The sequence below is a fragment of the Phycicoccus endophyticus genome (assembly GCF_011326735.1).
Classification (GTDB): Bacteria; Actinomycetota; Actinomycetes; order Actinomycetales; family Dermatophilaceae; genus Phycicoccus; species Phycicoccus endophyticus.
The window spans coordinates 402,580-426,271 of the sequence record NZ_JAANCN010000001.1 but is presented as its reverse complement, the minus strand read 5'-3'; the positions used below and the strand labels follow the sequence as shown (position 1 = coordinate 426,271).

The following is a 23,692-nucleotide window of genomic DNA, read 5'->3' as shown; positions in this document are numbered from 1 at the left end:
GGCTACGTCAGGCCTCACACGAGGACCGACAGCGCGCCCGGGACGACCTCCAGCTCGAGCGGCAGGGGCCCGAAGCGCTCACCGTCGGCGTAGGCGACGATGCCGGTGGCCTCCAGGGCGACGGTGCGGGCCCGGACCACCTCCACTGCGGGGTGGTCGAGATGGCCACCGCTGAAGACCCGGGGGAAGACGCGCAGGAGCTCGGTGACGGGGATGCGGTGCAGGAGGAGCACGTCGAGCAGGCCGTCGTCGAAGGACGCCTCGGGCAGGACCCGCATCCCGCCGCCGTAGGTCGGGCCGTTGCCCACGGCGACGAGCATCGCCTCGGTCTCGCGCCGGTGGCCGTCGAGGGTCAGCGTGTAGCGGATCGGGCGGAAGACCTGCAGCTCGCGGGCGACGGCGAGCGTGTACCGCGTCGGCCCGCTGGGCCAGCGCCATCGGTTGGCGCGCTCGTTGACCACCGCGTCGAACCCCCCGGCGAGGACGCCGACGAACCACCGCGTGCGCTCCCCCGTCCCCGAGCGGGCGGCGTCGACCGCACGGGTCCGACCCTCGAGGACCCGGGCGACCGCCTCGTGGGCGTCGAGGACCGGCAGCCCGAGGGCGCGGGCGACATCGTTGCCGGTACCCGCGGCGACCACCCCGAGCGGCACGCCGGTCCCGGCGCACAGGTTGGCGCCGAGGTGGACGACGCCGTCACCACCGACGACGACGAGGGCGTCGATCGCCCCCCGCGCCACCGCGGCCCGCCCGTGCTCCAGCGCCCCGTCCGCGTCTGCGGCGGAGAGGTCGAGCACGTCGGCTCCCGCCGCCCGCAGGAGGGTGAGAGCCACGGCACCGAGCCGGGCCCCGGTGCCCCGCCCGGAGGTCGGGTTGACGACGAGCCCGAGACGGGTCATGGCGGGCTCAGAGCTCGGAGGCCTCGGTGTCGTCGACATCGAGCCAGTCCGGGCGCTGTTGCTTCTTGCGGCGTTCGAGCAGCCTGGACACCCCGATGGCTGCGAAGTAGAGCGCGACGAGCGGACCCATGAGCAGGAACATCGAGTAGGGGTCCGGGGTGGGCATCATCATCGCCGAGAAGACCGCGATGGCCACCACAGCCACCCGCCATGCCTTGATCATGGCCCGCGACGGGAGCAGGCCGACGACGTTGAGCGCGACGAGGAAGACGGGCAGCAGGAACGCCAGCCCGAACCCGAGGCTGAAGCGGGTCACGAAGTTGATGTAGTCGGAGGCTGCCTGGAAGTTGGCGGCCCCGGCCGGCGTGAAGTCGAGCAGCACCCCGATGACCAGGGGGAGGGAGAAGTGCGCCAGCGCGATCCCGCCGAGGAAGAGGGGGACGGCCGCCCCGATGAACGCCATCGCCGTCCGCTTCTCCTTGCGGGTCAGGCCCGGCACGATGAAGGCCCACACCTGGTAGAGCCACACCGGGCTGGCCAGGATGAGGCCGACGAAGATCGCGACCGTGAAGTGCAGCGAGAACGCGGTGGTGATCCCGCTGAGGGTCAGCTTGATGTCCTCCGCACGATCGGGGTGGGCCGCGATGTAGTCGTTGATCGGAGTGGTCAGGACGTCGTACAGCGGGTCGTAGACGATCCACCCGACGACGCCGCCGACCACCACCGCGAGGGCGCTCTTGACGAGGCGGTTGCGGAACTCGCGGAAGTGCTCCCCAAGGGTCATCCGCCCCTCGGGGTCACGAGGGGTGCGGCGTCGCGCCATGCGTCGTGGAGCTGCGGGTCGTCAGGCAGTCGGGCCCGAATGGTTGTCCGTCCGGGGCGTCCTCTCCTGCACGGCGTTGCCCTCGGCGTCCGAGGCGACGACGTCCTCGACGGAGCGGTCCCGGGTGAGCGGCTCGGCACGCACGGTCTCGCTCGACGCCTCGGACTTGTCGGCCTGGTGCTCCTTCTTCATCTCGTCGACCTCGGAGCGGAAGACACGCATCGAGCGGCCGAGGCTGCGGGCCGCGTCCGGGAGCCGCTTGGCACCGAACAGGGCGATGATGATGACGAGGAGGACGACCAGGTGCCATCCCTCGAAGATTCCTCGGCCCATGGTCGGGTGTCCTTCCGCGTCGGGTGAAGAAGTCACTGTCAGTGTACGTGCTGGGACCAGGGTGGCATCCGCTCGGCCCGACGGGCCTCCCGCTCGCTCGCGGCGGCGGCCCGCTGCGCCCGAAGCTCCTCCCGCAGGATGTCCGGACGGCGGGTGACGGCCGTGCCCGGCGGCGGGAGGTCGCGGCGCACGGCGGTGGCGGCCTCGAGCTCCTCGACCAGACGCCCGGCGCGCCCGAGCTCGGCGGTCAGGGCTCGCCCGCTGCGCCAGGCCCGCCGGGCCTGCAGACCGACCAGGAGGCCGGCGCCGAGCAGCAGGAGGACCCAGAGGGCCAGCCATCCCCACCAGGGCAGCACCGCTCAGCCCTCCGGGACCTGGTCGGTGTAGGCCGCCAGGGCCGCGGCCGCGCCGTCGTGGACCTCGGCGACGACCTCGGGCGGGTCGGTGACGTAGCCACGGCCACCGAGGCGCCACAGCAGCCGGCGCAGCCAGGCCGTGTCGGCCGTCCGCAGCCGCACGAGCTGGCCGCCCCCGTCGGCCGCGGCGACCTGCTCGAGCGCGTCGACGGCGTAGTAGTCCGACACCCAGGTGGCGCCGGGCAGCAGCCGCAGGGTCACCGAGACGTCGTCCGCGCCGGGGCGGAAGGTCCCCTCGGACAGGTCCCGCTCGGTGGCCTGCGGCGGCGGGGTGCCGTCGACGTCGAGGACGGTGAGCTCCTCGACCCGGTCCATCCGGAACAGCCGGGTGTCCTCGGCGCGGTGGCACCATCCCTCGAGGTACCACTGGCCGTCGATGCCGACGACGCGCATCGGGTCGACGTCCCGCTCGGTGGCCTCGTCCCGGGCCGGCACGACGTAGCGCAGGTGCACCCGGCGGCGGTCCGTGACGGCCCGGCGGGCCCGGGCGAGCAGCTCGGGCGAGCCGCCGTCGGCGACCTCGGCGAGCACGCGCTGGGCCGGTGCGGCGGCCTCTCCGGCCGCGGCCTCGAGCTTGGCGAGCGCCCGGTCCACGGCGTCGCGCTCGTCGAGCCCCGGGACCTCGCGCAGCGCCCGCAGGCCGACGATGAGGGTGACCGCCTCGTCGACCCCGAGGCGCAGGGGGCGGGCGATGGAGTCGGCGTTGCCGACGAACACCCGGCCGCCCTCCCAGTCGGCCTCGATGAGCTCGTCGGGCATCTGGCCGTAGCCGCAGAGGAAGAGCAGACGCAGGTCGGCCTCGAGCTGCTCGGTGCTGACGCCGAGGTCGTCTGCCGCCTGGGCGAGGTCGATGCCCTGGCGGTTGACCAGCCAAGGCACCATCGTCAGCAGGCGCGACAGCCGAGCGGTCGCGGTCTCCTGCGGGGCGGAAGCCATCAGGACGCCCCTGCCCCGTGTGCGGCCACGGCGCCCGCGAGACGTTCCCGCACGGCGGCGGCGAGCTCGCCGGGCTGCTCGACGACGACGTCCGGCCCGTAGCCGGCGACCTCGTCGGCGAAGGCCCACAGGTCCCGGTAGTCCAGCTCGACCCGGGACCAGGCGTCCTCGCCTCCGTGGACGGTGCGCGCCCGTCGGCGCAGCACGTGCCCGGCCCCGGCCCGCACCCGCAGCACGGCGGGGTGTGACTGCGCCCCGGACGCCGCGACGGTGCCCGCCATGACCCGGGGCTCGTGGTCCGCCGGGACCTCGAAGGACCCGGGGCGCCCGTGCGGGCGGACGGGGCCGGTGATCCGGGAGAGCCGGAAGACCCGGGGGGCCTGCCGGTCCTCGTCGTAGGCGTTGAGGTACCAGTGCCCTCGCCACGACACGAGCGACCACGGCTGCACGTGCCGCTCGGCCGGGGCCTCGGCCTCCGGCCGGCGGTAGTCGAAGCGCACCGGGAGCCGGCGTAGGACCGCGTCCTTGACCGCGTCGAACGCGGGCTCGGCGGTGCGCAGCCGGGGCTCGATGCCGATCAGGGCCGCCTCGTCGCGTTCGACGCCGGCGGCCCGCAGCTTGCGCAGCGCCTGCGCGGCCGGCCCGGCGAGCGAGGCCTGGGCCCAGGTGCGGCTGGCCAGCCCGAGCACCGCGAGCTCGTCGGGCTCGAAGCTGATGTCGGGCAGGGCGTAGTCGCGCTGGTGGATCCGGTAGCCCGGCTCGTCGTCCCAGAGGACGTCGATGTCCTCGGTGACCAGCGGGATGCCGAGCTCGCGCAGCTCGTCCTTGTCCCTCTCGAACATCCTCTCGAACGCCTCGGTCGAGGCCGAGGCACCGTACTGCGGCACGAGCCGGCGGATCTGGGCCTTCGCGAGCGGCCGCCGTGCGTAGAGCAGGACGAGGACGAGGTTGAGCAGGCGCTCGGTCTTGACCTGGGCCGCGCTCGGCGCGCCCCCGTTCTCGCTGCTCACCCGCACGACGCTACCCGACGGCTACGCTGCCGGGCGTGATGCAGTGGCGTGCCGGGACCGTCGTCGAGGAGGTCCGCCGCTGGGCCGGGGCGGCGGAGCTCACCGTCGCCCTCGAGGAGACGCCCGGCGACGTGCGGGCCATGGCCTACTCGGCCGTCACCGGCGTCCCGGAGCCCGGGGAGCGGGTCCTGCTCAACGCCTCGGCGCTGCTGCGCGGGCTGGGTACCGGAGGGCTGGCCTTCGTCGTCGCCCGGGCCGACGTCCTGCCCCCCGACCCCCCGGCCGGGCCGGGCCACATCGTCAAGGCGCGCTACACCCCGATGCAGCAGATGCTGCTCGCCGTGGACGAGCAGGAGTCCCCACACCACCGGGTGCTCGCCGAGGCCGACGACCTCGCCGGGCTGCCCGTCGTCGTCGCCGACCTGCACAGCGCGCTGCCCGCCGTCGTCGCCGGCGTCCGCCGGGTGCGGCCAGAGGCCACCGTCGCCTACGTCATGACCGACGGTGGGGCGCTCCCGGCGCCGTTCTCGCGCGCCGTCGCGGGCCTGCGCACGGCCGGCTGGCTCGCCGCGTGCATCACCGTCGGCCAGGCCTTCGGGGGCGACCTCGATGCGGTGACCGTGCACACGGGGCTGCTCGCCGCCCGGCACGTGCTCGGGGCGGACGTGGCCGTCGTGGCCCAGGGGCCGGGCAACGTCGGCACCGGGACGCGGTGGGGCTACTCGGGCGTCGCCGTCGCCGAGGCGCTGCACGCGGCCGACGTCCTCGGGGGCCGCGGCGTGGCCTCGCTGCGGGTGTCCGGTGCCGACCGGCGCGCACGACACCGGGGGGTCAGCCACCACAGCACCACCGCCTACGGGCGGGCCCTGCTCGCCCCGGCGGACGTGCCGGTGACCACGCTGCCGGACCGGGAGCTCGACGCGCGGGTGCGGGCCCAGCTGGCCCAGCTGGTCGGCACCGCCCGCGCGGCGCTCACCCCGGTCGAGGTTCCCGCCGACGGCCTGCTCGAGGCCCTCCGGAGCAGCCCCGTACCGCTCGCGACGATGGGGCGCGGCCTGAGGGAGGACCCGGCTCCGTTCCTGCTCGCCGCGGCGGCAGGGTCCCACGCGGCGTCGGTCAGCGCACGTCCATGAGGTCGACGACGAAGACGAGCGACTCGCCAGGCTTGATGACGCCCCCGGCCCCGCGGTCGCCGTAGGCCTTCTCCGGCGGGATGCTCAGCTGGCGGCGGCCGCCGACCCGCATCCCGACGATCCCCTCGTCCCAGCCGGCGATGACCATGCCGACGCCGAGCCGGAACTCCAGGGGCGCACCCCGGTTCCACGAGGCGTCGAACTCCTCGCCCGTGGAATGGGCCACGCCCACGTAGTGCGCCGAGACCGTGCTCCCCGGGGTGGCCTCGGCCCCCTCGCCGACGACGAGGTCCTCGACGACCAGCTCGGTCGGCGGCTCGGCTCCGGGGAACTCGATCTCGGGCTTGGTGGGCTCGCTCATGGGTCAGGCCTCTCTGGTGGTCCGGCCGGCGGTCAGTACGCGGCGAGGATGTCGACGACGAAGACGAGCGTGTCGGTGCCCTTGATCGTGTCACCGCGCCCGGAGTCGCCGTAGCCGTCCTTGGGCGGGACGATGAGCAGGACCCGGCTGCCGACGGTCTGGCCCCGCAGGCCGGTGTCCCAGCCCGTGACCACCTGGCCCTGACCGACGGTGAAGTCGTAGGTCGGGTCGTCGGGGTGGTTGGCGCTGGCGTCGAAGACCTTGCCGTTGCGCAAGAGGGCCCCGGTGTAGCTGACCCGGATGGTCTGGCCCTCGGTCACCTTCTCCCCGGTCCCCTTGACCAGGGTCTGCGCGACGGTGTTCTTGGGCGCCTTGGCCCCCTTGGGGATGGTGATCTTCGCGGGCTCGCCGTCCTTGACGGTGACCGTGGGCAGGCCCTTCTTCGGCGTCACCGCGGTGCCCTCGGCGCTCGCGAGCGCCTGGGTGGCGTCGACGAGGTCGACGACGAAGACGACCGGGTCGTCCGCGCCGATGCCCAGCGTCTCGTTGCCGCTGTCGCCGTAGGCGTCGGCCGGGGTGGAGGCGATGACCATCCGCGAGCCGACCTTGGTGCCGGGGATCTCGCTCTTGAACGACGCGAACAGGTCGTCGGCGGCCAGGTCGAGGCCCACGGTCCCGCTGCCCCACGTGCTCGTGATGACCTTGCCGTCGGTGCCGTTGACGAGAACGGCCTTGAGGGTGACCAGGTCGTCGTCGGCGATCGTCGCGCCGTCGCCCTCGGAGACCACCGTGGACTCGGTCCGGGACAGCTCGAGCGGTGCGTCCACGGTGACGGTGGGCTCCTTGTCGGCGGCACCGGTCACCTGAACCGAGCTCAACGAGCTCGTCGGGGTGGCGGCCTCGTCGGAGCCGCAGCCGGCGAGCAGGAGGGTTCCGGCCAGGGCAGCGGCGGAGAGGGCGGGGAGGAAGCGACGGGGCACGGCTCGGGTACACCTTCGGGGGTCGGGGTCGCCGCGGCGCGGCGTGAACGGCCATCCACGATAACCGCGCGAGGTGGGAACTCCCGCATCGCAGCCTGTGAGAAGCCTGCCCGACCGGGGCGCTCAGGCACTCATGCCCTCGATGAGCCGCTCGACCCGGGCGTCCTCGGCGAGGAAGGGGTCCTTGCACAGCACGGTGCGCTGGGCCTGGTCGTTGAGCTTCAGGTGCACCCAGTCGACGGTGAAGTCCCGGCGGTGCTCCTGCGCGGCCCGGATGAAGTCCCCGCGCAGCTTGGCCCTCGTCGTCTGCGGCGGGCGCTCCTTGGCCTCGAAGACCTCCAGGTCGGAGACGACCCGCTCGACGCGGCCGCGCCGCTGCAGGAGGTAGTACAGGCCCCGGGTGCGGTCGATGTCGTGGTAGGCGAGGTCGATCTGGGCCAGCCGGGGGCTGTCGAGGTCGAGACCGTGCCGGGTGGCGTAGTCCTCGAGCAGCCGGTGCTTGACGACCCAGTCGATCTCCCGCTCGACGAGGGCCAGGTTGCCGGTCTCGACGGCGGTGAGCGTGCGGTCCCACAGCTCCAGGACGCGCTCGTGCGAGGGGTCCGTGGCGCCCTCCCGGGCGACGAACTCGGCCGCCTTCGCGTGGTACTCACGCTGGAGGTCGAGGGCGGAGACCTCCCGGCCGTTGGCCAGCCGCACGGTGCGCCGGCCGGTCATGTCGTGCGAGATCTCGCGGATGGCGCGGATCGGGTTCTCCAGGGTGAGGTCGCGCATGACGACGCCCGCCTCGATCATCCGCAGGACGAGGTCGGCGGAGCCGATCTTGAGCATCGTCGTCGGCTCGGCCATGTTGGAGTCGCCGACGATGACGTGCAGGCGCCGGTAGTGCTCGGCGTCGGCGTGCGGCTCGTCGCGGGTGTTGATGATCGGCCGGCTGCGGGTCGTCGCCGACGAGACGCCCTCCCAGATGTGGTCCGCCCGCTGGCTGAGGGCGTACGAGGCGCCCTTGCTCGTCGTGACGAGCTTGCCGGCGCCGCACGTCAGCTGGCGGCTGATGAGGAAGGGCAGCAGGGTCTCCGAGAGCGCCTGGAACTCCCCCGCCCGGGTCACGAGGTAGTTCTCGTGGCAGCCGTAGGAGTTGCCCGCGGAGTCGGTGTTGTTCTTGAAGACGTAGATGTCGCCGGCGACGCCGTCCTCCTGCAGCCGCTGCTGGGCGTCGGCGACGAGCCCCTCGATGATCCGCTCCCCCGCGCGGTCGTGGGTGACGACCTGGGCGATCGTGTCGCACTCGGCGGTGGCGTACTCCGGGTGCGAGCCGACGTCCAGGTAGAGCCGAGAGCCGTTGGTGAGGAAGACGTTGCTCGAGCGCCCCCAGGCGACGACCTTGCGGAAGAGGTAGCGAGCCACCTCGTCGGGTGTCAGGGTGCGCTGGCCCGCGGTCGAGCACGTGATCCCGTACTCGTTCTCGATCCCGAAGATCCGGCGCGTTCCGCGGGTGCTCACTCGCGCGGGCCGTCCTGCTCGGGGCGCTGGGTCTGCGGGTTGGTGGCCGCGCTGCGCGCGGAGTCCTCGTCGTCGGCGTCGGGGACGTCGGCGGTCGGGTCGTCGGTGCTCAGCAGGCGCTCGAGCAGGTCGCCCTGGACCCGGCGGAAGCGGCGGCGGGGGCGGTGCCGGTCCAGCACGGCCACCTCGAGCTGCTCGGGCGCCAGCGTGCGCGGCTCGCCGCCGCCGGGGTCGGTCCCGAGGAGGCGCACCGCGAGGGCCAAGGCCTCGCCGAGGTGCATGCCGGGTCGCCACGCCTCGCGCAGGGCGGTCTCGATCTGCTCCGCTCCCCCACCCATGGCCACGAAGCCGTGCTCGTCGGCCACCGACCCGTCGTAGGTGAGCCGGTAGACCTGGTCGCCCTCGGGCGTCGTGCTGACCTCGGCGACGACGATCTCGACCTCGTAGGGCTTGGACTCCTGGGTGAACACCGTGCCGAGGGTCTGGGCGTAGGCGTTGGCCAGGCCCCTGGCCGTGACGTCGGAGCGGTCGTAGGAGTACCCGCGCAGGTCGGCGTACCGGACTCCGGCCACCCGCAGGTTCTCGAACTCGTTGTACTTGCCGACGGCGGCGAACGCGATCCGGTCGTAGATCTCGGAGACCTTGTGCAGCGCGCGGCTCGGGTTCTCGGCGACGAAGGCGATGCCGGCGTCGTACTGGAGCACGACGACCGAGCGCCCCCGGGCGATGCCCTTGCGGGCGAAGTCGGCCCGGTCCTTCATCAGCTGCTCGGGCGAGACGTAGAACGGCATCCCGGCGGTCATCGGGCACCTCCCTCGGCCCGCTCGGCGATGATGGCGTCGACCACCGGGGCCACCTCGTCCTCGGGGACGAAGCGGGCGCCCTCGGCGTCGACGACCCCGACGGTCGGCCAGATCCGCCGGCCGACGTCCGGCCCGCCGGTCGCCGAGTCGTCGTCGGCGGCGTCGTAGAGGGCCTCGACGGCGACCCGCACCGCGGCGTCGGCGTCGCCCCCACGGCGGTAGAGCTTCTTCAGCGCCCCGCGGGCGAAGAGCGACCCGGAGCCGACGCTGTGGTGGTCGTGCTCCTCGTAGCACCCGCCGGTGACGTCGTAGGAGAAGATCCGCCCCTGGCGCTCCTCGAGGTCGTAGCCGGCGAACATCGGGACGACGGACAGGCCCTGCATGGCCATCCCGAGGTTGCCGCGGATCATCGACGCGAGCCGGTTGGCCTTGCCCTCGAGGGACATCAGCGTGCCCTCGATCTTCTCGTAGTGCTCCAGCTCGACCTGGAAGAGCCGGACGAGCTCGATGGCCAGCCCGGCCGTCCCCGCGATGCCGACGAGGCTGTACTCGTCGGTGGCGAAGACCTTCTCCATGTCGCGGTTGGCGATGATGTTGCCCATCGTCGCCCGCCGGTCGCCGGCCATGACGACGCCGCCGTCGAAGGTGACCGCCAGGATCGTCGTGCCGTGGGGCGCCTCGAGCGCGGCACCGGCCGGCAGCGAGCGCCGTGAGGGCAGCAGGCCGGGCACGTGCGCCGCGAGGAACTCGGTGAAGGAGGACGACCCCGGCACGAGGTAGGCGGCGGGGAGGCGCCCGGAGTCGGCTCCGAGGCTCACTGGCCGCCCTTCTGGACGAAGCCGCGGACGAACTCCTCCGCGTTGGACTCCAGGACGCCGTCGATCTCGTCGAGGATGTCGTCGATCTCGCTCGCCTGTGCGGCGGGAGCGGCAGCGGCGGGGTCGGGCGTCTCGACGTCGTCGGGCTCGCCGTCGCGGCGCTGCGGCTTGATCTGCTCCTGACCGGCCATGGTCACCGTCCTTCGGTCGGGGTCTGCACCCGAGCCTAGTCGGCGTCGGTGCCGGCGGTGGCGAGCGCCCGCAGCAGGGCGGCCGCGTCGGGCGCCTCGCGCACGATCTGTCCCACCGCCGCCTCGGTCCCCCGCAGCGGCTCGAGCATGGGCACCCGCTGGAGCATCCGCTGGCCCGGCACCTCGAAGATCACCGAGTCCCAGGAGGCGGCGACCACGGCCTCCGAGAAGCGCGCGAGACAGGCCCCGCGGAACCACGCCCGGGTGTCGCTCGGCGGGGTGGTCACCGCCGCGCGCACGTCGGCGTCGTCGACGAGCACCTCGAGGCGCCCGTTGGCGGCGAGCCGGTGGGCCAGGCCGCGGTCGGCCCGCACGTCGGACCACTGCAGGTCGACCGCTTTGAGGCGGGGGTCGGACCAGGCGAGCCCGTCCCGTTCGCGGTACCCCTCGAGGACGGCGAGCTTGGCCACCCAGTCGACCTCACGGCGGGCCTCCATCGGGTCGCGCCCCAGGCGGTCCAGGACCGTGGACCACCAGTGGAGGACCTCGGCGGTGTCGGGGTCCGGCTGCCCGCCGGAGCGCTCCTCGGCGAACGCGGCTGCTCGGTCGTGGTACTCCCACAGCAGCTCCACGGCGGTCATCCGGCGGCCGTCGACGAGCTCGAGCTTGGTCTGCAGGCTCGGGTCGTGGGAGATCTCGTGGAGAGTGGCCACCGGGCGGCGCACGCTGAGGTCGGCCCCGACGGCGTCGGCCTCGATCATCGCCAGGACGAGGGAGGTCGAGCCCATCTTCAGCAGGTTGGCGACGTCGGCGTGGTTGGCGTCGCCGATGATCACGTGCAGCCGGCGGTAGCGGTCGGCGACCGCGTGCGGCTCGTCCCGGGTGTTGATGATCGGCCGCTTGAGGGTCGTCTCCAGCCCGACCTCCACCTCGAAGAAGTCGCTGCGCTGGGCGATCTGGTACCCGGGGGTGCGCGAGTCGACGCCGATGCCCACCCGGCCGCTGCCGCACATGACCTGGCGCGCCACGAAGAACGGCGTGAGGTGCTTGACGACCGAGGCGAACGGGGTCGAGCGTGCCATCAGGTAGTTCTCGTGGGTGCCGTAGGAGGCACCCTTGCCGTCGGTGTTGTTCTTGTAGAGGTTGACGCCGGGGGGCACGGTGGCCAGCCGGGTCACCGCCTCGCGCATGACGAGCTCGCCCGCCCGGTCCCAGCGCACCGCGGCCCGGGGCGTGGTGACCTCCGGCGAGCTGTACTCGGGGTGGGCGTGGTCGACGTAGAGGCGGGCGCCGTTGGTCAGCACGACGTTGGCGAGCGTCGGGTCCTCGGTGTCGGTGAGCTGGCTGGGATGGGCGTCCCCCCGGCCCATGTCGAAGCCGCGGGCGTCGCGCAGCGGTGCCTCGTCGGCGTAGTCCCAGCTCGCGCGGGCCGGCCGGATCCCGCGAGAGGCCGCGTACGCGGTGACCACGTCGCCGGACGCGAGCATCGGGTTGGCGGCCGGGTCACCGGGCACGACGACCCCGTACTCGGTCTCGATCCCCATCACGCGACGCACCGTCATGCGTCCGACGATACTGAGCCGATGCGCCGCGACCGCGGGTCACCCCCGCCCCGGGCCGGCCGATACCCTGACGCCATGCGCGAGATCGTCGTCTTCTCCGGCTCGGCGCACCCGGAGCTCGCGCACCGCATCTGCACCGCCTTGGGCGTACCGCTCTCGGAGTCGGTGACCAGCCGGTTCAGCAACGACTGCCTGCAGGCCCAGCTGCTCGCCAACTGCCGCCAGCGGGACGTCTACATCGTCCAGCCGCTCGTGCCCCCGACCCAGGACTCGCTCATGGAGCTCCTCCTCATGGTCGACGCGGCCCGCGGCGCCTCCGCGGCGATGGTGACCGCCGTCATCCCGCACTTCGCCTACGCCCGGTCCGACAAGAAGGACGCCTCGCGGATCTCGCTCGGCGGCCGGCTCGTCGCCGACCTCATCGCGACGGCGGGGGTGGACCGCGTCATCACGATGAACCTGCACGCCCCGCAGGTGCACGGGTTCTTCTCGGTCCCCGTCGACCACCTCACCTCGCTCGGCGAGCTCGCGAGCCACTTCCGCGGCCAGGACCTGGCCGGCACGGTCGTCGTCTCGCCCGACCTCGGCAACGCCAAGGACGCGACCCAGTTCTCGCGGCTGCTCGGCCTGCCGGTCGCCGCCGGGTCCAAGAAGCGCCTCGGCGACGACCGGGTCGTCATCGACTCCATCGTGGGAGACGTCACCGGCCGGCGGGCGATCGTCCTCGACGACGAGATCGCCACCGGGGGCAGCATCGTCGAGCTGCTCGACCGGCTCGCCGAGCACGACGTCGCCGAGGCGGCCGTCGCCTGCACGCACGGGCTGTTCGCGGGGCGCGCGGTCGAGCGGCTGCGCAGCCACCCGATGGTGACCGAGGTCGTGACGACCGACACCGTGCCACCGCCCGCGGCCTGGCCCGAGCTGCGGGTGCGCTCGGTCGCGGGGCTGTTCGCCGAGGCGATCAAGCGGATCCACGAGGGCGAGTCGGTCTCCAGCCTCTTCGACGGCGTCGACCCCATGCACGCCCCGCCCCGCCAGCGCTCGCTCTTCGACGGGGTCGGCGGATGAGCCGGGTACTGCCGGCCGTGCTCGACGCCCTGGTCGTCGTCGTGTTCGCCGCGGTGGGGAGGCGCTCGCACTCCGAGGGGGTGGACGTCCTCGGCGTGCTGCGCACCGCGGTGCCCTTCCTCGTCGGCACGGCGGGCGGGTGGGTCCTCGCGGGGCTCGCCCTCGACACCGGCCCGCGCTCGCTGGCCTGGGGGGCCGTCGTCCTCGTCGCTACCGTCGCGGTCGGCATGCTCGTGCGGGCGATCACCGGCCAGGGGGTCGCCCTCTCCTTCGTCGTCGTCGCCACCCTGGTGCTCGGCCTGCTCCTGCTCGGGTGGCGGGTCCTCGCCCGGCTCCTTCCCGGGTGACCCCGGCAGCCCTGTCGAGTCTTTGCGAAGGTTTTACCCACCCCGGCTGACCTGCACCAACCCCGCCCCGCGCGCGCCCACGGACGGCGCCCGGGGCCCGGTGCGCTGGCGCGGTGGCGGGGCCCCTCGTAGCGTCGTCCGTGACCGAAACGTGACCTGACGAGGAGTCCCCCGAGCATGTGCGACGAGCACGCCACCATCGCGGCCCCCACCCGTCCCCGGCTGCCGCGCCGCACCCTGATCCGCGGCGCCGGCGCCCTGCTGCTCACCGGCGGGGCCGGTCTCGCCGGTGCGGGCGGTGCCTTCGCCGCGACCTCACAGAACGGCTGGCCGGCCGGCACCTCGAGCCAGCTTCCGCTGGCCTCGCTGAGCGTCGGCGGGGCCACCTTCCCCGCGGGGGTGCGCACCGGCGATGTCTACACGGTGCTGTCCTACGTGGCGCGCCAGGTCAACGCCACCGTCGAGGCGCTCTACTCCCCCGGCTGCTGGGGCCACAGCTACCGGGAGATCTCGGGCAGCACGACCCTCTCGAACCACTCCAGCGGCACCGCGATCGACGTCAACGCCCCCGACCACCCGCTCGGGGCGTCCGGGACCTTCACCTCGGCGCAGGTCGCGGCCATCCGCACGATCCTCCAGCGGTGCAACGGGGTCGTGCGCTGGGGCGGGGACTACTCCGGGCGCAAGGACGAGATGCACTTCGAGATCAACGTCGGCCCCGGAGACTCGCGTCTGGCCACCCTCGCGGCCTCGCTCGGCGGGGGCGGCGGCACGCCCGACCCCGAGCCCGTGCACTGGAGCACCGTGCGGTCGGGCGACTCCGGGTTCCGGGTCCGCACCGTGCAGTACCTGCTGCGCCAGCGCGGCTACTCCCTGACCGCGGACGGCATCTTCGGCTCGGGGACCAAGAGCGCGGTGGTCTCCTTCCAGTCCGCCCAGGGGCTGACGGCCGACGGGATCGTCGGGACGAACACCTGGACCGCGCTCGTGGTCACCGTGCGCAGCGGCTCCTCGGGCGACGCGGTCCGCGGGGTGCAGATCTGCCTGACGGCCAAGGGCTTCTCGACCTCGGTCGACGGGATCTTCGGGTCGGGCACCGACAGCGCGGTCCGCTCCTTCCAGAGCTCGCGCAGCCTCGTCGTCGACGGCATCGTCGGCTCGGACACCTGGCAGGCGCTGACCGCCTGAGCCGCCGGCTCAGAGGTACTGGCCGGTGTTGGCGACGGTGCTGATCGACTTGCCGGGCTCGGAGCCCTCCTTGGTCTTGATGAGGGTGCGGATGTAGACGATCCGCTCGCCCTTCTTGCCCGAGATGCGCGCCCAGTCGTCCGGGTTGGTCGTGTTGGGCAGGTCCTCGTTCTCGCGGAACTCGTCGGTGCACGACTGGAGCAGGTGCTCGACGCGCAGCCCGCGCTGGCCGGTGTCGAGCAGGTCCTTGATCGCCATCTTCTTGGCCCGGTCGACGATGTTCTGGATCATCGCCCCGGAGTTGAAGTCCTTGAAGTAGAGGATCTCCTTGTCGCCACCGGCGTAGGTGACCTCGAGGAAGCGGTTCTCCTCCTCCTCGGAGTACATCCGCAGCACGACCGCGTCGATCATCGCCTGGACGGTCGCCTCCGGCGAGCCGTGGTTCTGCTCGACGTCGTCGGCGTGCAGCGGCAGCCCGCTCGTGAGGTACTTCGCGAAGATGTCGCGCGCGGCTTCGGCGTCCGGGCGCTCGATCTTGATCTTCACGTCGAGCCGTCCGGGCCGCAGGATGGCCGGGTCGATCATGTCCTCCCGGTTCGAGGCCCCGATGACGATGACGTTCTCCAGCCCCTCGACCCCGTCGATCTCGGCGAGCAGCTGGGGCACGATCGTCGTCTCGACGTCCGAGGAGACCCCGGACCCGCGGGTCCGGAAGAGGGACTCCATCTCGTCGAAGAAGACGACGACCGGGTAGCCCTCGCTGGACTTCTCCCGCGCGCGCTGGAAGATCAGCCGGATGTGCCGCTCGGTCTCCCCGACGTACTTGTTGAGCAGCTCGGGGCCCTTGATGTTGAGGAAGTAGGACTTGCCCGGCTCCCGGCCCTCCTTCTCGGCGACCTTGCGGGCCAGCGAGGCGGCGACCGCCTTGGCGATCATCGTCTTGCCGCACCCGGGCGGCCCGTAGAGCAGGACACCCTTCGGCGGCTTGAGCAGGTGCTCGGTGTAGAGGTCCGCGTGCAGGTACGGCAGCTCGACGGCGTCGCGGATCGCCTCGATCTGTCCGGTGAGCCCGCCGATGTCCTCGTACCCGATGTCCGGGACCTCCTCGAGGACCAGGTCGGCGACCTCGGCCTTGGGGATGCGCTCGAAGACGAACCCGGAGCGGGTCTCCAGCAGCAGCGCGTCGCCGGCGCGCACCGTGACGTCCGCGAGCGAGGCCGCCACCCGGCAGACCCGCTCCTCGTCCGCCTGCGCGACGACGAGGACCCGGCCGTCGGCGAGGACCTCCTTGCACAAGACGACCTCGCCGACGGTCTCGAAGCCGTGGGCGGCGACGACGTTCATCGCCTCGTTGAGCATGACCTCGCGCCCGGGGGCCAAGGTCTCCCCCTCGAGGGCCGGGCTGACGGCCACGTGCATCTTGCGCCCGCTGGTGAGGATGTCGGCGGTGCCGTCGTCGAAGACCTCCAGCACGGTGCCGTAGGCCGCCGGCGGCTGGGCCAGGCGCTCGACCTCGGCCTTGAGCGTGACGATCTGCTCGCGGGCGTCGCGCAGGGTGCGCACGAGGCGCTCGTTCTGCGCGGAGAGCGTCGTGGACTGCGAGCGCAGCTGGGCGAGGTCGCGCTCGAGGGCACGCACCTGCTCGGGGCTGCCGGCGTCGCTGCGCGCCCGGGCGAGCTCGGCCTCGAGGTGGCGCCGCTCGGCCTCCAGCCGCTCGCGCGTGCCCTCCCGGCCCGGTGTCTCCTCGGTGCTCATACCCGACGATAACCCCGCCGGCTCAGGAGCCGTCGGACGTTCCGGCCACCGATCGGCGCACCCTGCGCACGCGCTTGTCCGACGGCACCCGCTCGCCGACGTTCTCGGGCGTCCAGTCGGCGTCCGTGGCGTCCTCGCTCGTCACGTAGCCGCGCCCCGGGCGGCGCTTGCGCAGGGGTGGCGTCGTGCCCGGCGCGAGCCGCCGGGTCGTGACGAGGAAGCCGGTGTGCCCGTGCATCCGGTGCTGCGGGCGCACGGCGAGCCCCTCGAGGTGCCAGCCGCGCACGAGCGACTCCCACGCCTCGGGCTCGGTGTAGGTGCCGTGCTCGCGCATCGCCTCGGCGACCTTCGAGAGCTGGGTCGCGGTCGCGACGTAGCAGATGAGGACCCCGCCGGGCGCCAGCGCGTCCGCGACGACCTCCAGGCACTCCCAGGGGGCGAGCATGTCGAGCACGACCCGGTCGACCGAGCCCGGCGTCACCGCTTCCGGAAGGGCCTGAACGAGGTCGCCCACCCGCACGCTCCAGGCCGGGTGGTCGCCACCGAAGAACTCCCGCGCGTTGGCCCGGGCGATCGCGGCGAAGTCCTCGCGCCGCTCGAAGGACAGGACGCGACCCTCGTCACCGACGGCCCGCAGGAGGGACATCGACAGCGCGCCGGACCCGACGCCGGCCTCGACGACGGTGGCGCCGGGGAAGACGTCGGCCATCATGACGATCTGGCCCGCGTCCTTGGGGTAGACCACCGCGGCGCCCCGCGGCATCGACATCACCCAGTCGGCGAGCAGCGGACGCAGGGCGAGGTACTCGACCCCCGCGGTGTTGGTCACCGTGGACCCGTCCGGAGCCCCGATGAGCTCGTCGTGGCGCAGGTGACCCCGGTGGGTGTGGAACTGCTTGCCGGCGGCCAGGGTGATCGTGTGCAGGCGGCCCTTGGGGTCGGTGAGCTGGACGCGGTCGCCCTCGGCGAAGGGCCCCCGGCGGCGGTCGGCTCCGGTGGCGGTCATGGCGGGGAGTCTAGGTGCGGCGGTGGCCGCGGCCGGCCGCGGCCTCGACGCTCCGGCCGGTCACGACCCCCCAGGGGGCGCCCGCACGGGTGAGGACGACGAGCCCGACGCCGGTGGCGCTCATCGCCCGCAGGACCGGCCCGATGGCTCCGGTGGGCTCGGCCTCCACGACGCTCTCGGTCGGGATGCGCTGGACGAGGGCGCCGACGGGCGTGGTCCCCGGCACGTCGGCGGGCGCTGCGGCGAGGACGAGCGTCGGGTGGCCCTGCTCGTCCGCGCACACGACGAGGCCCGGCAGCTCGCGGGCCACGGCGAAGGGCGTGTCGGCGGGCAGCACGTGGGCCGGCTCGGCGGCGTCGCCGACCCGGACGGTGTCGAGCAGGCGCTCCACCCCGGCACGCCGCACCGCGGCGGTGGCACCGCTCCACAGGACCCAGGTGAGGACCGCACCGATCGCGACGTCGAGCAGGTCCACCCGGCCCGAGCGCAGCAGGGGGCCCCCGACGAAGACGAGCCCGACGACGACGGCCACCACCCGCCCGACCCACCCCGCGACGAGCAGCCCCCGGTCACGGCGCCCGGTGACGCCCCAGACGAGCGCCTGGACTGCCGCGCCGCCGTCGAGCGGCAGCCCGGGGAGAAGGTTGAAGACCGCGAGCACCCCGTTGAGCCAGGCGAAGGAGTAGGCGAACGCCCCGGCCGGGTAGCCGAGCGTGAGGCTCGCCGCCCACCCGGCGGCGGCGAGCACGGCGTTGACCGCGGGCCCGCTGAGGGCGACGAGCGCCGTGCGCCCGGCCGTGGCCCCGGTGGCGTCGTAGGCGGTGTGCCCGCCCCACAGCGTGGCGACGATGCGGTGGACGTGGAACCCGAGGGCGCGGGCGGCCACGGCGTGCCCGACCTCGTGGCCGAGCACGGCGACGAAGATCGCCACGACGAGCCAGGCCGCATAGGCGACCCCGAGGCCGACCCCCTCGACCGACCCGGTGCGGTACCCGGTCCAGGCGATGAACGCCGCGAGCAGGAGCCACGTGCGGTCGAGGTAGACCGGCACCCCGGCCACCCGGCCGATCCGCAGCGCGCCCGCCGGAGCCGCCGGGGTCGTGGACATGCCGACGACCCTACGGGAGGCGGACGGCATACTTGGCACCTCCCCGACGACGTCCCGAGAGGACCCCGAGCACCACGTGAGCGCCCAGCACCGACCCGACGCCACCGACGCCCTGACGAGCGCCCTGCACGAGCGGGTCCTCGTCCTCGACGGCGCGATGGGGACGATGATCCAGGCCCGCGGCCTCTCGGAGGCCGACTACCGCGGTGAGCGCTTCGCCGACCACGGACAGGACCTGCGCGGCAACAACGACCTCCTCTCGCTCACCCAGCCCGGGCTCGTGCGCGAGATCCACGAGGCCTACCTCGAGGCCGGCGCCGACCTCGTCGAGACCAACACCTTCAACGCGCAGCGGATCTCGCTGGCCGACTACGGCATGTCCGACCTCGCGTACGAGATGAACGTCGCGGCCGCCGCGCTCGCCCGCGCGGCGTGCGACGCCGCCGAGGCCCGCGACGGCCGCCCCCGGTGGGTGCTCGGCACGCTGGGGCCGACGAACCGCACCGCGTCGATCTCCCCCGACGTCAACGACCCCGGGGCCCGCAACACGAGCTTCGACGAGCTGTCCGAGGCCTACCTCGAGCAGGCCCGTGGGCTCGTCGACGGCGGAGCGGACGCCCTGCTCGTCGAGACCGTCTTCGACACCCTCAACGCCAAGGCGGCGGTCTTCGCCCTGGAGACCCTCTTCGAGGAGCACGGGCGGCGGTGGCCGGTACTCATCTCGGGGACGATCACCGACGCCTCCGGACGCACCCTCTCCGGGCAGGTGACCGAGGCGTTCTGGTACTCGGTGCGCCACGCCCGGCCGCTCGCGATCGGGCTCAACTGCGCGCTCGGGGCCCGGGACCTGCGCCCGTACGTCGCCGAGCTCTCCCGCGTCGCGGACTGCTTCGTCTCCGCCCACCCCAACGCCGGGCTGCCCAACGCCTTCGGCGAGTACGACGAGGGCCCCGAGACGATGGCCGCGGTGGTCGGCGAGTTCGCCACCGCCGGGCTGGTCAACATCGTCGGCGGGTGCTGTGGGACGACCCCCGAGCACATCGCGGCCATCGCCGCGGCGGCCACCGGTGGCGCTCCCCGCGTCCCCCCGACCCTCCCCCCGGCCCTGCGGCTGTCCGGTCTCGAGCCGCTCGTCGTCGACGAGGAGAGCCTCTTCGTCAACATCGGCGAGCGGACGAACATCACCGGGTCGGCGCGCTTCCGCCGGCTCATCCGGGAGGAGGACTACCCCGCGGCCCTCTCGGTGGCCCGCCAGCAGGTCGAGAGCGGGGCCCAGGTCATCGACGTCAACATGGACGAGGGGATGATCGACGGCGTCGCGGCGATGGACCGCTTCCTCAAGCTCGTCGCCGCGGAGCCGGACATCTGCCGGGTCCCCGTCATGGTCGACTCCAGCAAGTGGGAGGTCATCGAGGCCGGCCTCAAGGTGACCCAGGGCAAGGCGATCATCAACTCGATCTCGATGAAGGAGGGCGTCGAGCCCTTCCTCGAGCACGCCCGGCTCGCCCGGCGCCACGGCGCCGCGGTCGTCGTCATGGCCTTCGACGAGCAGGGCCAGGCGGACACCCTGGAGCGGCGCACCGAGGTGTGTGCCCGGGCCTACCGGCTGCTCACCGAGGAGGTGGGCCTGCCGGCCGAGGACATCATCTTCGACCCGAACGTGTTCGCGGTGGCGACGGGCATCGAGGAGCACGCCTCCTACGGCACGGACTTCATCGAGGCCACCCGGTGGATCTCGCAGAACCTGCCGCACGCCCTGGTCTCCGGGGGCATCTCGAACGTCTCGTTCAGCTTCCGCGGCAACACCGCCGTGCGTGAGGCGATCCACGCGGTCTTCCTCTACCACGCGATCCGCGCGGGGCTGGACATGGGCATCGTCAACGCCGGCGCGCTCGTGCCCTACGACGCCCTCGACGAGCGGCTGCGCGACGCGATCGAGGACGTCGTCCTCAACCGGCGCGCCGACCCGCTCGAGGCCACCGAACGGCTCATCGCGGTCGCCGAGGACTTCCGCGACGACGGCGGGCCCGCCGAGGCCTCGGCCGAGGAGTGGCGCGCGCTGCCGCTGCGCGAGCGGATCACCCACGCCCTCGTCAAGGGGATCGACGACCACGTCGTCGAGGACACCGAGGCACTGCGGCTCGAGATCGACGCCGCCGGGGGGCGCCCCCTCGAGGTCATCGAGGGGCCGCTCATGGACGGCATGAACGTCGTCGGGGACCTGTTCGGGTCGGGGCGGATGTTCCTGCCGCAGGTCGTGAAGTCCGCCCGCGTCATGAAGAAGGCGGTCGCCCACCTCGTCCCGTTCATCGAGGCCGAGAAGGACGGCGCGGCGGCCCGGCGCAGCAAGGGCAAGGTGGTCACCGCCACGGTCAAGGGCGACGTCCACGACATCGGCAAGAACATCGTCGGTGTCGTCCTCCAGTGCAACAACTACGACGTCGTCGACCTCGGCGTCATGGTGCCCCTCCAGCGGATCCTCGACACCGCCCGGGAGGAGGACGCGGACGTCATCGGCCTCTCGGGCCTGATCACCCCCAGCCTCGACGAGATGGTGCAGGTCGCCTCGGAGATGGAGCGCCAGGGCTTCACCGTCCCGCTCCTGCTCGGCGGGGCGACGACGTCCAAGGCCCACACGGCGGTCAAGGTCGACGAGCGCTACTCCGGGCCGGTCGTCTGGGTCAAGGACGCCTCGCGCTCGGTGCCGGTGGTCAGCCAGCTGCTGTCGGACACCCACCGCTCCGGCTTCGTCGACGACGTCGCCCGGGAGTACGCCGAGCTGCGCGAACGGCACGCCGGCCGGGCCGCCGAGCGCCCCCTGGTCCCCCTCGAGGAGGCCCGCGACAACGCCCCCGCGCTCGACTGGTCCTCCTCCCCCGTCCGGCCGCGTCTGCTCGCCCAGCAGGAGGGCGACCGCTGGCGGCCCGAGCTGGGCTCGCCGTGGCGGCACGCCGCGACCCAGCTCACCCGGGTCTTCGCGGACTACCCGGTCGCCGAGCTGCGTGAGTACATCGACTGGACGCCGTTCTTCCTCGCCTGGGAGGTGCGGGGGCGCTACCCCGACGTCCTCAACAACCCGGCGACCGCCGAGCAGGCCCGCTCCCTCTACGACGACGCCCAGCGGATGCTCGACCGGGTCGAGCGGGAGGAGTGGCTCGCGCCGCGCGGCGTCGTCGGCCTGTTCCCGGCCAGCTCGGTGGGCGACGACCTGCAGGTGTACGCCGACGAGGGCCGCGAGCACGTGCTGACCACGCTCCACGGCCTGCGCCAGCAGGGCCGGCACCGGGAGGGGGTGGACAACAAGTGCCTCTCGGACTTCGTGGCGCCCCTCTCCTCGGGCCTGCCCGACCACGTCGGCGCGTTCTCGGTGACCGCCGGCCTCGGGCTGCAGGAACGTCTGCGCGCCTTCCAGGACGACCTCGACGACTACTCCGCGATCATGCTCGAGGCCCTGGCCGACCGGCTCGCCGAGGCGTTCGCCGAGCGGCTGCACCAGCGGGTGCGCACCGACCTGTGGGGCTACGCCCCCGACGAGCGGCTCGGCAACGACGCGCTCATCGCCGAGCGCTACCGCGGCATCCGTCCGGCGCCCGGCTACCCGGCCTGCCCGGACCACACCGAGAAGGAGACCCTCATGGCGCTGCTCGGCGGCGAGGAGCGGACCGGGGTGCGGCTCACCGAGTCGATGGCGATGTGGCCCGGCGCCTCGGTCTCGGGGTGGTACTTCTCCCACCCGCAGAGCCAGTACTTCGTCGTCGGGCGGCTCGGGCGCGACCAGGTGGAGGACTACGCCGCGCGCAAGGGCTGGGACCTCGCGACCGCCGAGCGCTGGCTCGCACCCAACCTCGGCTACACCGTGGACGGCTGAGACGGGGTGGCGTCCGGGCCGTGTCGGCGCCGCGTCCTACCGTGGGCGGCATGACCCCCGCCCTCTCGCCGAGCCGGGCCGCGGACTTCAAGCAGTGTCCGCTGCTCTTCCGGTTCCGGACGATCGACAAGCTCCAGGGCCCGCCCTCGCCGGCGGCGGCCCGGGGCACGCTCGTGCACGCCGTGCTCGAGCACCTCTTCGAGCTGCCGGCGCCCGACCGCACGCCGGCAGCGGCGCTCGCCCTCCTCGAGCCGCGGTGGCAGGCCCTCGTCGAGGAGCGCCCCGAGCTCGCGGCGATGGTCGAGGAGGACGCCGAGCTGACCCAGGAGTCGTGGTTCGCCGGGGCGCGCACCCTGCTCCAGCAGTGGTTCGACCTCGAGGACCCCACCCGGCTCGAGCCCGCCGCCCGGGAGCTGTACGTCGAGACCGAGCTCGACGGGCTGACGCTGCGCGGGTACGTCGACCGGCTCGACATCGCGCCCGACGGCGCGATGCGCGTGGTCGACTACAAGACCGGCCGCTCCCCCGGCGAGGCCTTCGAGGCCAAGGCTCTCTTCCAGATGAAGTTCTACGCCCTCGTCCTGTGGCGGCTGCGCGGCGAGGTCCCGCGGATGCTCCAGCTGGTCTACCTCGGCAACGGCGAGGTCGTCCGCTACGTGCCCGACGAGCACGACCTGCGCGCCCTCGAGCGCAACGTGCGGGCCATCTGGGAGGCGGTCGTCCGGGCCGCCCAGACCGGCGACTGGCGCCCGCGCACCTCGCGCCTGTGCGGCTGGTGCGACTTCCAGGAGTACTGCCCCGAGTTCGGGGGCACCCCACCGCCGCTGCCCGAGGGCGCCGGGCTCATCGCGCTCGACCCGGCCCGCTCGGGCCAGGCCTCACCCGACGAGGAGTGAGCGCACCGCCTCACCGAGGCCGTGCGGCGTCATCCCGGCCAGCCCGGGCAGCTGCACGGCGCCCGCCACCGGGGGCACCGCCACGACGTGCGGCACGGCGACAGTGGGCACTCCGGCGGCGACCGCCGAGCGCACCCCCGTCGGGCTGTCCTCGATGGCGATGCAGCGCGCCGGCTCGACGCCGAGGAGGCGGGTGGCGGCCCGGTACGGCTCGGGGTGCGGCTTGCCGTGCTCGACCTCGTCACCGGTGACCACCGCCGCGAAGGTGCCGGCGGGCAGCGCGCCGACGACCGCGTCGGCCAGCGCCCGCCAGGACATCGTCACCAGGGCACTGGGCACGCCCTCCTCGGCGAGCCCGGCGAGCAGCTCGCGGGCACCCGGACGCCACGGGACGTGGTCCTGCACGCGGGTGACCACCCGCCCGAGCAGCTCCTCGACGATCCGCTCCGGCTCCCAGGTGACCGGTGAGTGCTCGCGGATGAACCGCGCCGAGACCATGAGGTCGTTCCCGACGAGCTCGTGCGCGAACTCGTCGCGCCACGTGCCGCCGTGCTCGGCGACGATGGCGTGCTCGGCCTCGATCCAGTACGGCTCGGTGTCGACGAGGGTTCCGTCCATGTCCCACAGGACTGCCGCAGGGAGGCTCATGGGTCACGAGCCTACCGAGCCGTAGGGTGGAGTCCTGACC

23 protein-coding genes are annotated in these 23,692 nt (G+C 73.3%); 6 read left to right on the top strand and 17 right to left on the bottom strand.

Features of this window, described 5'->3' with window-relative positions:
• Positions 1 to 14 precede the first annotated feature (14 nt).
• From G8D98_RS02085 to G8D98_RS02060, 6 genes are read right to left on the bottom strand one after another with little or no spacing between them, the layout of a single operon-like run.
• A complete protein-coding gene (locus G8D98_RS02085; protein ID WP_166098400.1) occupies positions 15 to 899 on the bottom strand; it encodes a YegS/Rv2252/BmrU family lipid kinase in 885 nt (294 codons plus the stop codon).
• Positions 900 to 906: 7 nt separating this feature from the next.
• Entirely contained in the window at positions 907 to 1,722 is an 816-nt protein-coding gene (gene tatC / locus G8D98_RS02080; protein ID WP_166098397.1) for a twin-arginine translocase subunit TatC, read from the bottom strand.
• A gap of 21 nt (positions 1,723 to 1,743) precedes the next feature.
• Complete coding sequence (gene tatA, locus G8D98_RS02075) at positions 1,744 to 2,055, bottom strand: Sec-independent protein translocase subunit TatA (RefSeq protein WP_166098395.1); 312 nt, start codon at positions 2,053 to 2,055, stop codon at positions 1,744 to 1,746.
• A 38-nt stretch (positions 2,056 to 2,093) separates the two neighbouring features.
• Entirely contained in the window at positions 2,094 to 2,411 is a 318-nt protein-coding gene (locus G8D98_RS02070) for a hypothetical protein (protein WP_166098392.1), read from the bottom strand.
• A 3-nt stretch (positions 2,412 to 2,414) separates the two neighbouring features.
• On the bottom strand, positions 2,415 to 3,407 hold the full coding sequence (locus G8D98_RS02065) for a helix-turn-helix transcriptional regulator (protein WP_166098389.1): 993 nt from the start codon (positions 3,405 to 3,407) through the stop codon (positions 2,415 to 2,417).
• On the bottom strand, positions 3,407 to 4,417 hold the full coding sequence (locus G8D98_RS02060) for a helix-turn-helix transcriptional regulator (RefSeq protein ID WP_166098387.1): 1,011 nt from the start codon (positions 4,415 to 4,417) through the stop codon (positions 3,407 to 3,409). The genes G8D98_RS02065 and G8D98_RS02060 overlap by 1 nt, the downstream gene beginning before the upstream one ends.
• 35 nt (positions 4,418 to 4,452) lie before the next feature.
• Here G8D98_RS02060 and G8D98_RS02055 point away from each other — a divergent pair, with 35 nt between their 5' ends.
• Positions 4,453 to 5,550: a DUF3866 family protein gene (locus G8D98_RS02055; RefSeq protein ID WP_166098385.1), complete on the top strand. Its 1,098-nt coding sequence runs from the start codon at positions 4,453 to 4,455 to the stop codon at positions 5,548 to 5,550.
• Here the strand turns inward: G8D98_RS02055 and G8D98_RS02050 are convergent.
• From G8D98_RS02050 to dop, 7 genes are all read right to left on the bottom strand, one after another.
• Positions 5,534 to 5,911, bottom strand: coding sequence for an FKBP-type peptidyl-prolyl cis-trans isomerase (locus tag G8D98_RS02050; protein ID WP_166098383.1), 378 nt, complete (start codon positions 5,909 to 5,911; stop codon positions 5,534 to 5,536). The genes G8D98_RS02055 and G8D98_RS02050 overlap by 17 nt on opposite strands.
• Before the next feature lie 32 nt (positions 5,912 to 5,943).
• Complete coding sequence (locus tag G8D98_RS02045) at positions 5,944 to 6,891, bottom strand: FKBP-type peptidyl-prolyl cis-trans isomerase (protein WP_166098380.1); 948 nt, start codon at positions 6,889 to 6,891, stop codon at positions 5,944 to 5,946.
• Positions 6,892 to 7,014: 123 nt separating this feature from the next.
• The gene (gene pafA, locus G8D98_RS02040) at positions 7,015 to 8,394 is read right to left on the bottom strand and encodes a Pup--protein ligase (RefSeq protein ID WP_166098377.1); all 1,380 of its coding nucleotides are present in this window, start codon (positions 8,392 to 8,394) and stop codon (positions 7,015 to 7,017) included.
• Entirely contained in the window at positions 8,391 to 9,197 is an 807-nt protein-coding gene (prcA, locus tag G8D98_RS02035; RefSeq protein ID WP_166098375.1) for a proteasome subunit alpha, read from the bottom strand. Before prcA ends, pafA begins: the two co-directional genes overlap by 4 nt.
• Positions 9,194 to 10,015, bottom strand: coding sequence for a proteasome subunit beta (prcB, locus tag G8D98_RS02030; RefSeq protein WP_166098372.1), 822 nt, complete (start codon positions 10,013 to 10,015; stop codon positions 9,194 to 9,196). Before prcB ends, prcA begins: the two co-directional genes overlap by 4 nt.
• Positions 10,012 to 10,206 carry a ubiquitin-like protein Pup gene (locus tag G8D98_RS02025; RefSeq protein ID WP_166098370.1) on the bottom strand — a complete coding sequence of 65 codons (195 nt, stop codon included), beginning with the start codon at positions 10,204 to 10,206 and terminating at the stop codon, positions 10,012 to 10,014. The genes prcB and G8D98_RS02025 overlap by 4 nt, the downstream gene beginning before the upstream one ends.
• Before the next feature lie 35 nt (positions 10,207 to 10,241).
• Positions 10,242 to 11,768, bottom strand: a complete 1,527-nt coding sequence (gene dop / locus G8D98_RS02020; RefSeq protein WP_275944349.1) for a depupylase/deamidase Dop — start codon at positions 11,766 to 11,768, stop codon at positions 10,242 to 10,244.
• 75 nt (positions 11,769 to 11,843) lie between these two features.
• Here dop and G8D98_RS02015 point away from each other — a divergent pair, with 75 nt between their 5' ends.
• From G8D98_RS02015 to G8D98_RS02005, 3 genes are all read left to right on the top strand, one after another.
• A complete protein-coding gene (locus G8D98_RS02015) occupies positions 11,844 to 12,836 on the top strand; it encodes a ribose-phosphate diphosphokinase (RefSeq protein WP_166098367.1) in 993 nt (330 codons plus the stop codon).
• Positions 12,833 to 13,183, top strand: a complete 351-nt coding sequence (locus G8D98_RS02010) for a DUF3054 domain-containing protein (RefSeq protein WP_166098365.1) — start codon at positions 12,833 to 12,835, stop codon at positions 13,181 to 13,183. Before G8D98_RS02015 ends, G8D98_RS02010 begins: the two co-directional genes overlap by 4 nt.
• Before the next feature lie 177 nt (positions 13,184 to 13,360).
• The gene (locus G8D98_RS02005) at positions 13,361 to 14,371 is read left to right on the top strand and encodes a peptidoglycan-binding protein (RefSeq protein ID WP_166098362.1); all 1,011 of its coding nucleotides are present in this window, start codon (positions 13,361 to 13,363) and stop codon (positions 14,369 to 14,371) included.
• 9 nt (positions 14,372 to 14,380) lie between these two features.
• Here the strand turns inward: G8D98_RS02005 and arc are convergent, their stop codons facing one another.
• From arc to G8D98_RS01990, 3 genes are read right to left on the bottom strand one after another with little or no spacing between them, the layout of a single operon-like run.
• Positions 14,381 to 16,126 (bottom strand): proteasome ATPase, encoded by a 1,746-nt coding sequence (gene arc, locus G8D98_RS02000; protein ID WP_166098360.1) that lies wholly within the window; start codon positions 16,124 to 16,126, stop codon positions 14,381 to 14,383.
• A 22-nt stretch (positions 16,127 to 16,148) separates the two neighbouring features.
• Positions 16,149 to 17,132 carry a tRNA (adenine-N1)-methyltransferase gene (locus G8D98_RS01995; RefSeq protein WP_166098358.1) on the bottom strand — a complete coding sequence of 328 codons (984 nt, stop codon included), beginning with the start codon at positions 17,130 to 17,132 and terminating at the stop codon, positions 16,149 to 16,151.
• 10 nt (positions 17,133 to 17,142) lie between these two features.
• A complete protein-coding gene (locus tag G8D98_RS01990; RefSeq protein ID WP_166098356.1) occupies positions 17,143 to 18,240 on the bottom strand; it encodes a site-2 protease family protein in 1,098 nt (365 codons plus the stop codon).
• A gap of 76 nt (positions 18,241 to 18,316) precedes the next feature.
• Here G8D98_RS01990 and metH point away from each other — a divergent pair, with 76 nt between their 5' ends.
• Complete coding sequence (metH, locus tag G8D98_RS01985) at positions 18,317 to 22,108, top strand: methionine synthase (RefSeq protein ID WP_240920856.1); 3,792 nt, start codon at positions 18,317 to 18,319, stop codon at positions 22,106 to 22,108.
• 50 nt (positions 22,109 to 22,158) lie between these two features.
• Positions 22,159 to 23,004: a RecB family exonuclease gene (locus G8D98_RS01980; protein ID WP_166098352.1), complete on the top strand. Its 846-nt coding sequence runs from the start codon at positions 22,159 to 22,161 to the stop codon at positions 23,002 to 23,004.
• Here the strand turns inward: G8D98_RS01980 and G8D98_RS01975 are convergent.
• Complete coding sequence (locus G8D98_RS01975) at positions 22,987 to 23,652, bottom strand: HAD family hydrolase (RefSeq protein ID WP_166098349.1); 666 nt, start codon at positions 23,650 to 23,652, stop codon at positions 22,987 to 22,989. The two genes, G8D98_RS01980 and G8D98_RS01975, sit on opposite strands and share 18 nt — an antisense overlap.
• Between the last annotated feature and the right edge of the window lie 40 nt (positions 23,653 to 23,692).

What these genes read in the sequence shown, in the direction of transcription:
- G8D98_RS02050 (WP_166098383.1), bottom strand. Translation starts at nt 5,911, where the DNA reads ATGAGCGAGCCCACCAAGCCCGAGATCGAGTTCCCCGGAGCCGAGCCG.
- G8D98_RS02065 (WP_166098389.1), bottom strand. Translation starts at nt 3,407, where the DNA reads ATGGCTTCCGCCCCGCAGGAGACCGCGACCGCTCGGCTGTCGCGCCTG.
- G8D98_RS01995 (WP_166098358.1), bottom strand. Translation starts at nt 17,132, where the DNA reads ATGACCGCCACCGGAGCCGACCGCCGCCGGGGGCCCTTCGCCGAGGGC.
- tatA (WP_166098395.1), bottom strand. Translation starts at nt 2,055, where the DNA reads ATGGGCCGAGGAATCTTCGAGGGATGGCACCTGGTCGTCCTCCTCGTC.
- prcA (WP_166098375.1), bottom strand. Translation starts at nt 9,197, where the DNA reads ATGACCGCCGGGATGCCGTTCTACGTCTCGCCCGAGCAGCTGATGAAG.
- arc (WP_166098360.1), bottom strand. Translation starts at nt 16,126, where the DNA reads ATGAGCACCGAGGAGACACCGGGCCGGGAGGGCACGCGCGAGCGGCTG.
- G8D98_RS02025 (WP_166098370.1), bottom strand. Translation starts at nt 10,206, where the DNA reads ATGGCCGGTCAGGAGCAGATCAAGCCGCAGCGCCGCGACGGCGAGCCC.
- G8D98_RS02015 (WP_166098367.1), top strand. Translation starts at nt 11,844, where the DNA reads ATGCGCGAGATCGTCGTCTTCTCCGGCTCGGCGCACCCGGAGCTCGCG.
- G8D98_RS01980 (WP_166098352.1), top strand. Translation starts at nt 22,159, where the DNA reads ATGACCCCCGCCCTCTCGCCGAGCCGGGCCGCGGACTTCAAGCAGTGT.
- G8D98_RS02010 (WP_166098365.1), top strand. Translation starts at nt 12,833, where the DNA reads ATGAGCCGGGTACTGCCGGCCGTGCTCGACGCCCTGGTCGTCGTCGTG.
- dop (WP_275944349.1), bottom strand. Translation starts at nt 11,768, where the DNA reads ATGACGGTGCGTCGCGTGATGGGGATCGAGACCGAGTACGGGGTCGTC.
- tatC (WP_166098397.1), bottom strand. Translation starts at nt 1,722, where the DNA reads ATGGCGCGACGCCGCACCCCTCGTGACCCCGAGGGGCGGATGACCCTT.
- G8D98_RS02005 (WP_166098362.1), top strand. Translation starts at nt 13,361, where the DNA reads ATGTGCGACGAGCACGCCACCATCGCGGCCCCCACCCGTCCCCGGCTG.
- G8D98_RS01990 (WP_166098356.1), bottom strand. Translation starts at nt 18,240, where the DNA reads ATGTCCACGACCCCGGCGGCTCCGGCGGGCGCGCTGCGGATCGGCCGG.
- G8D98_RS01975 (WP_166098349.1), bottom strand. Translation starts at nt 23,652, where the DNA reads ATGAGCCTCCCTGCGGCAGTCCTGTGGGACATGGACGGAACCCTCGTC.
- G8D98_RS02085 (WP_166098400.1), bottom strand. Translation starts at nt 899, where the DNA reads ATGACCCGTCTCGGGCTCGTCGTCAACCCGACCTCCGGGCGGGGCACC.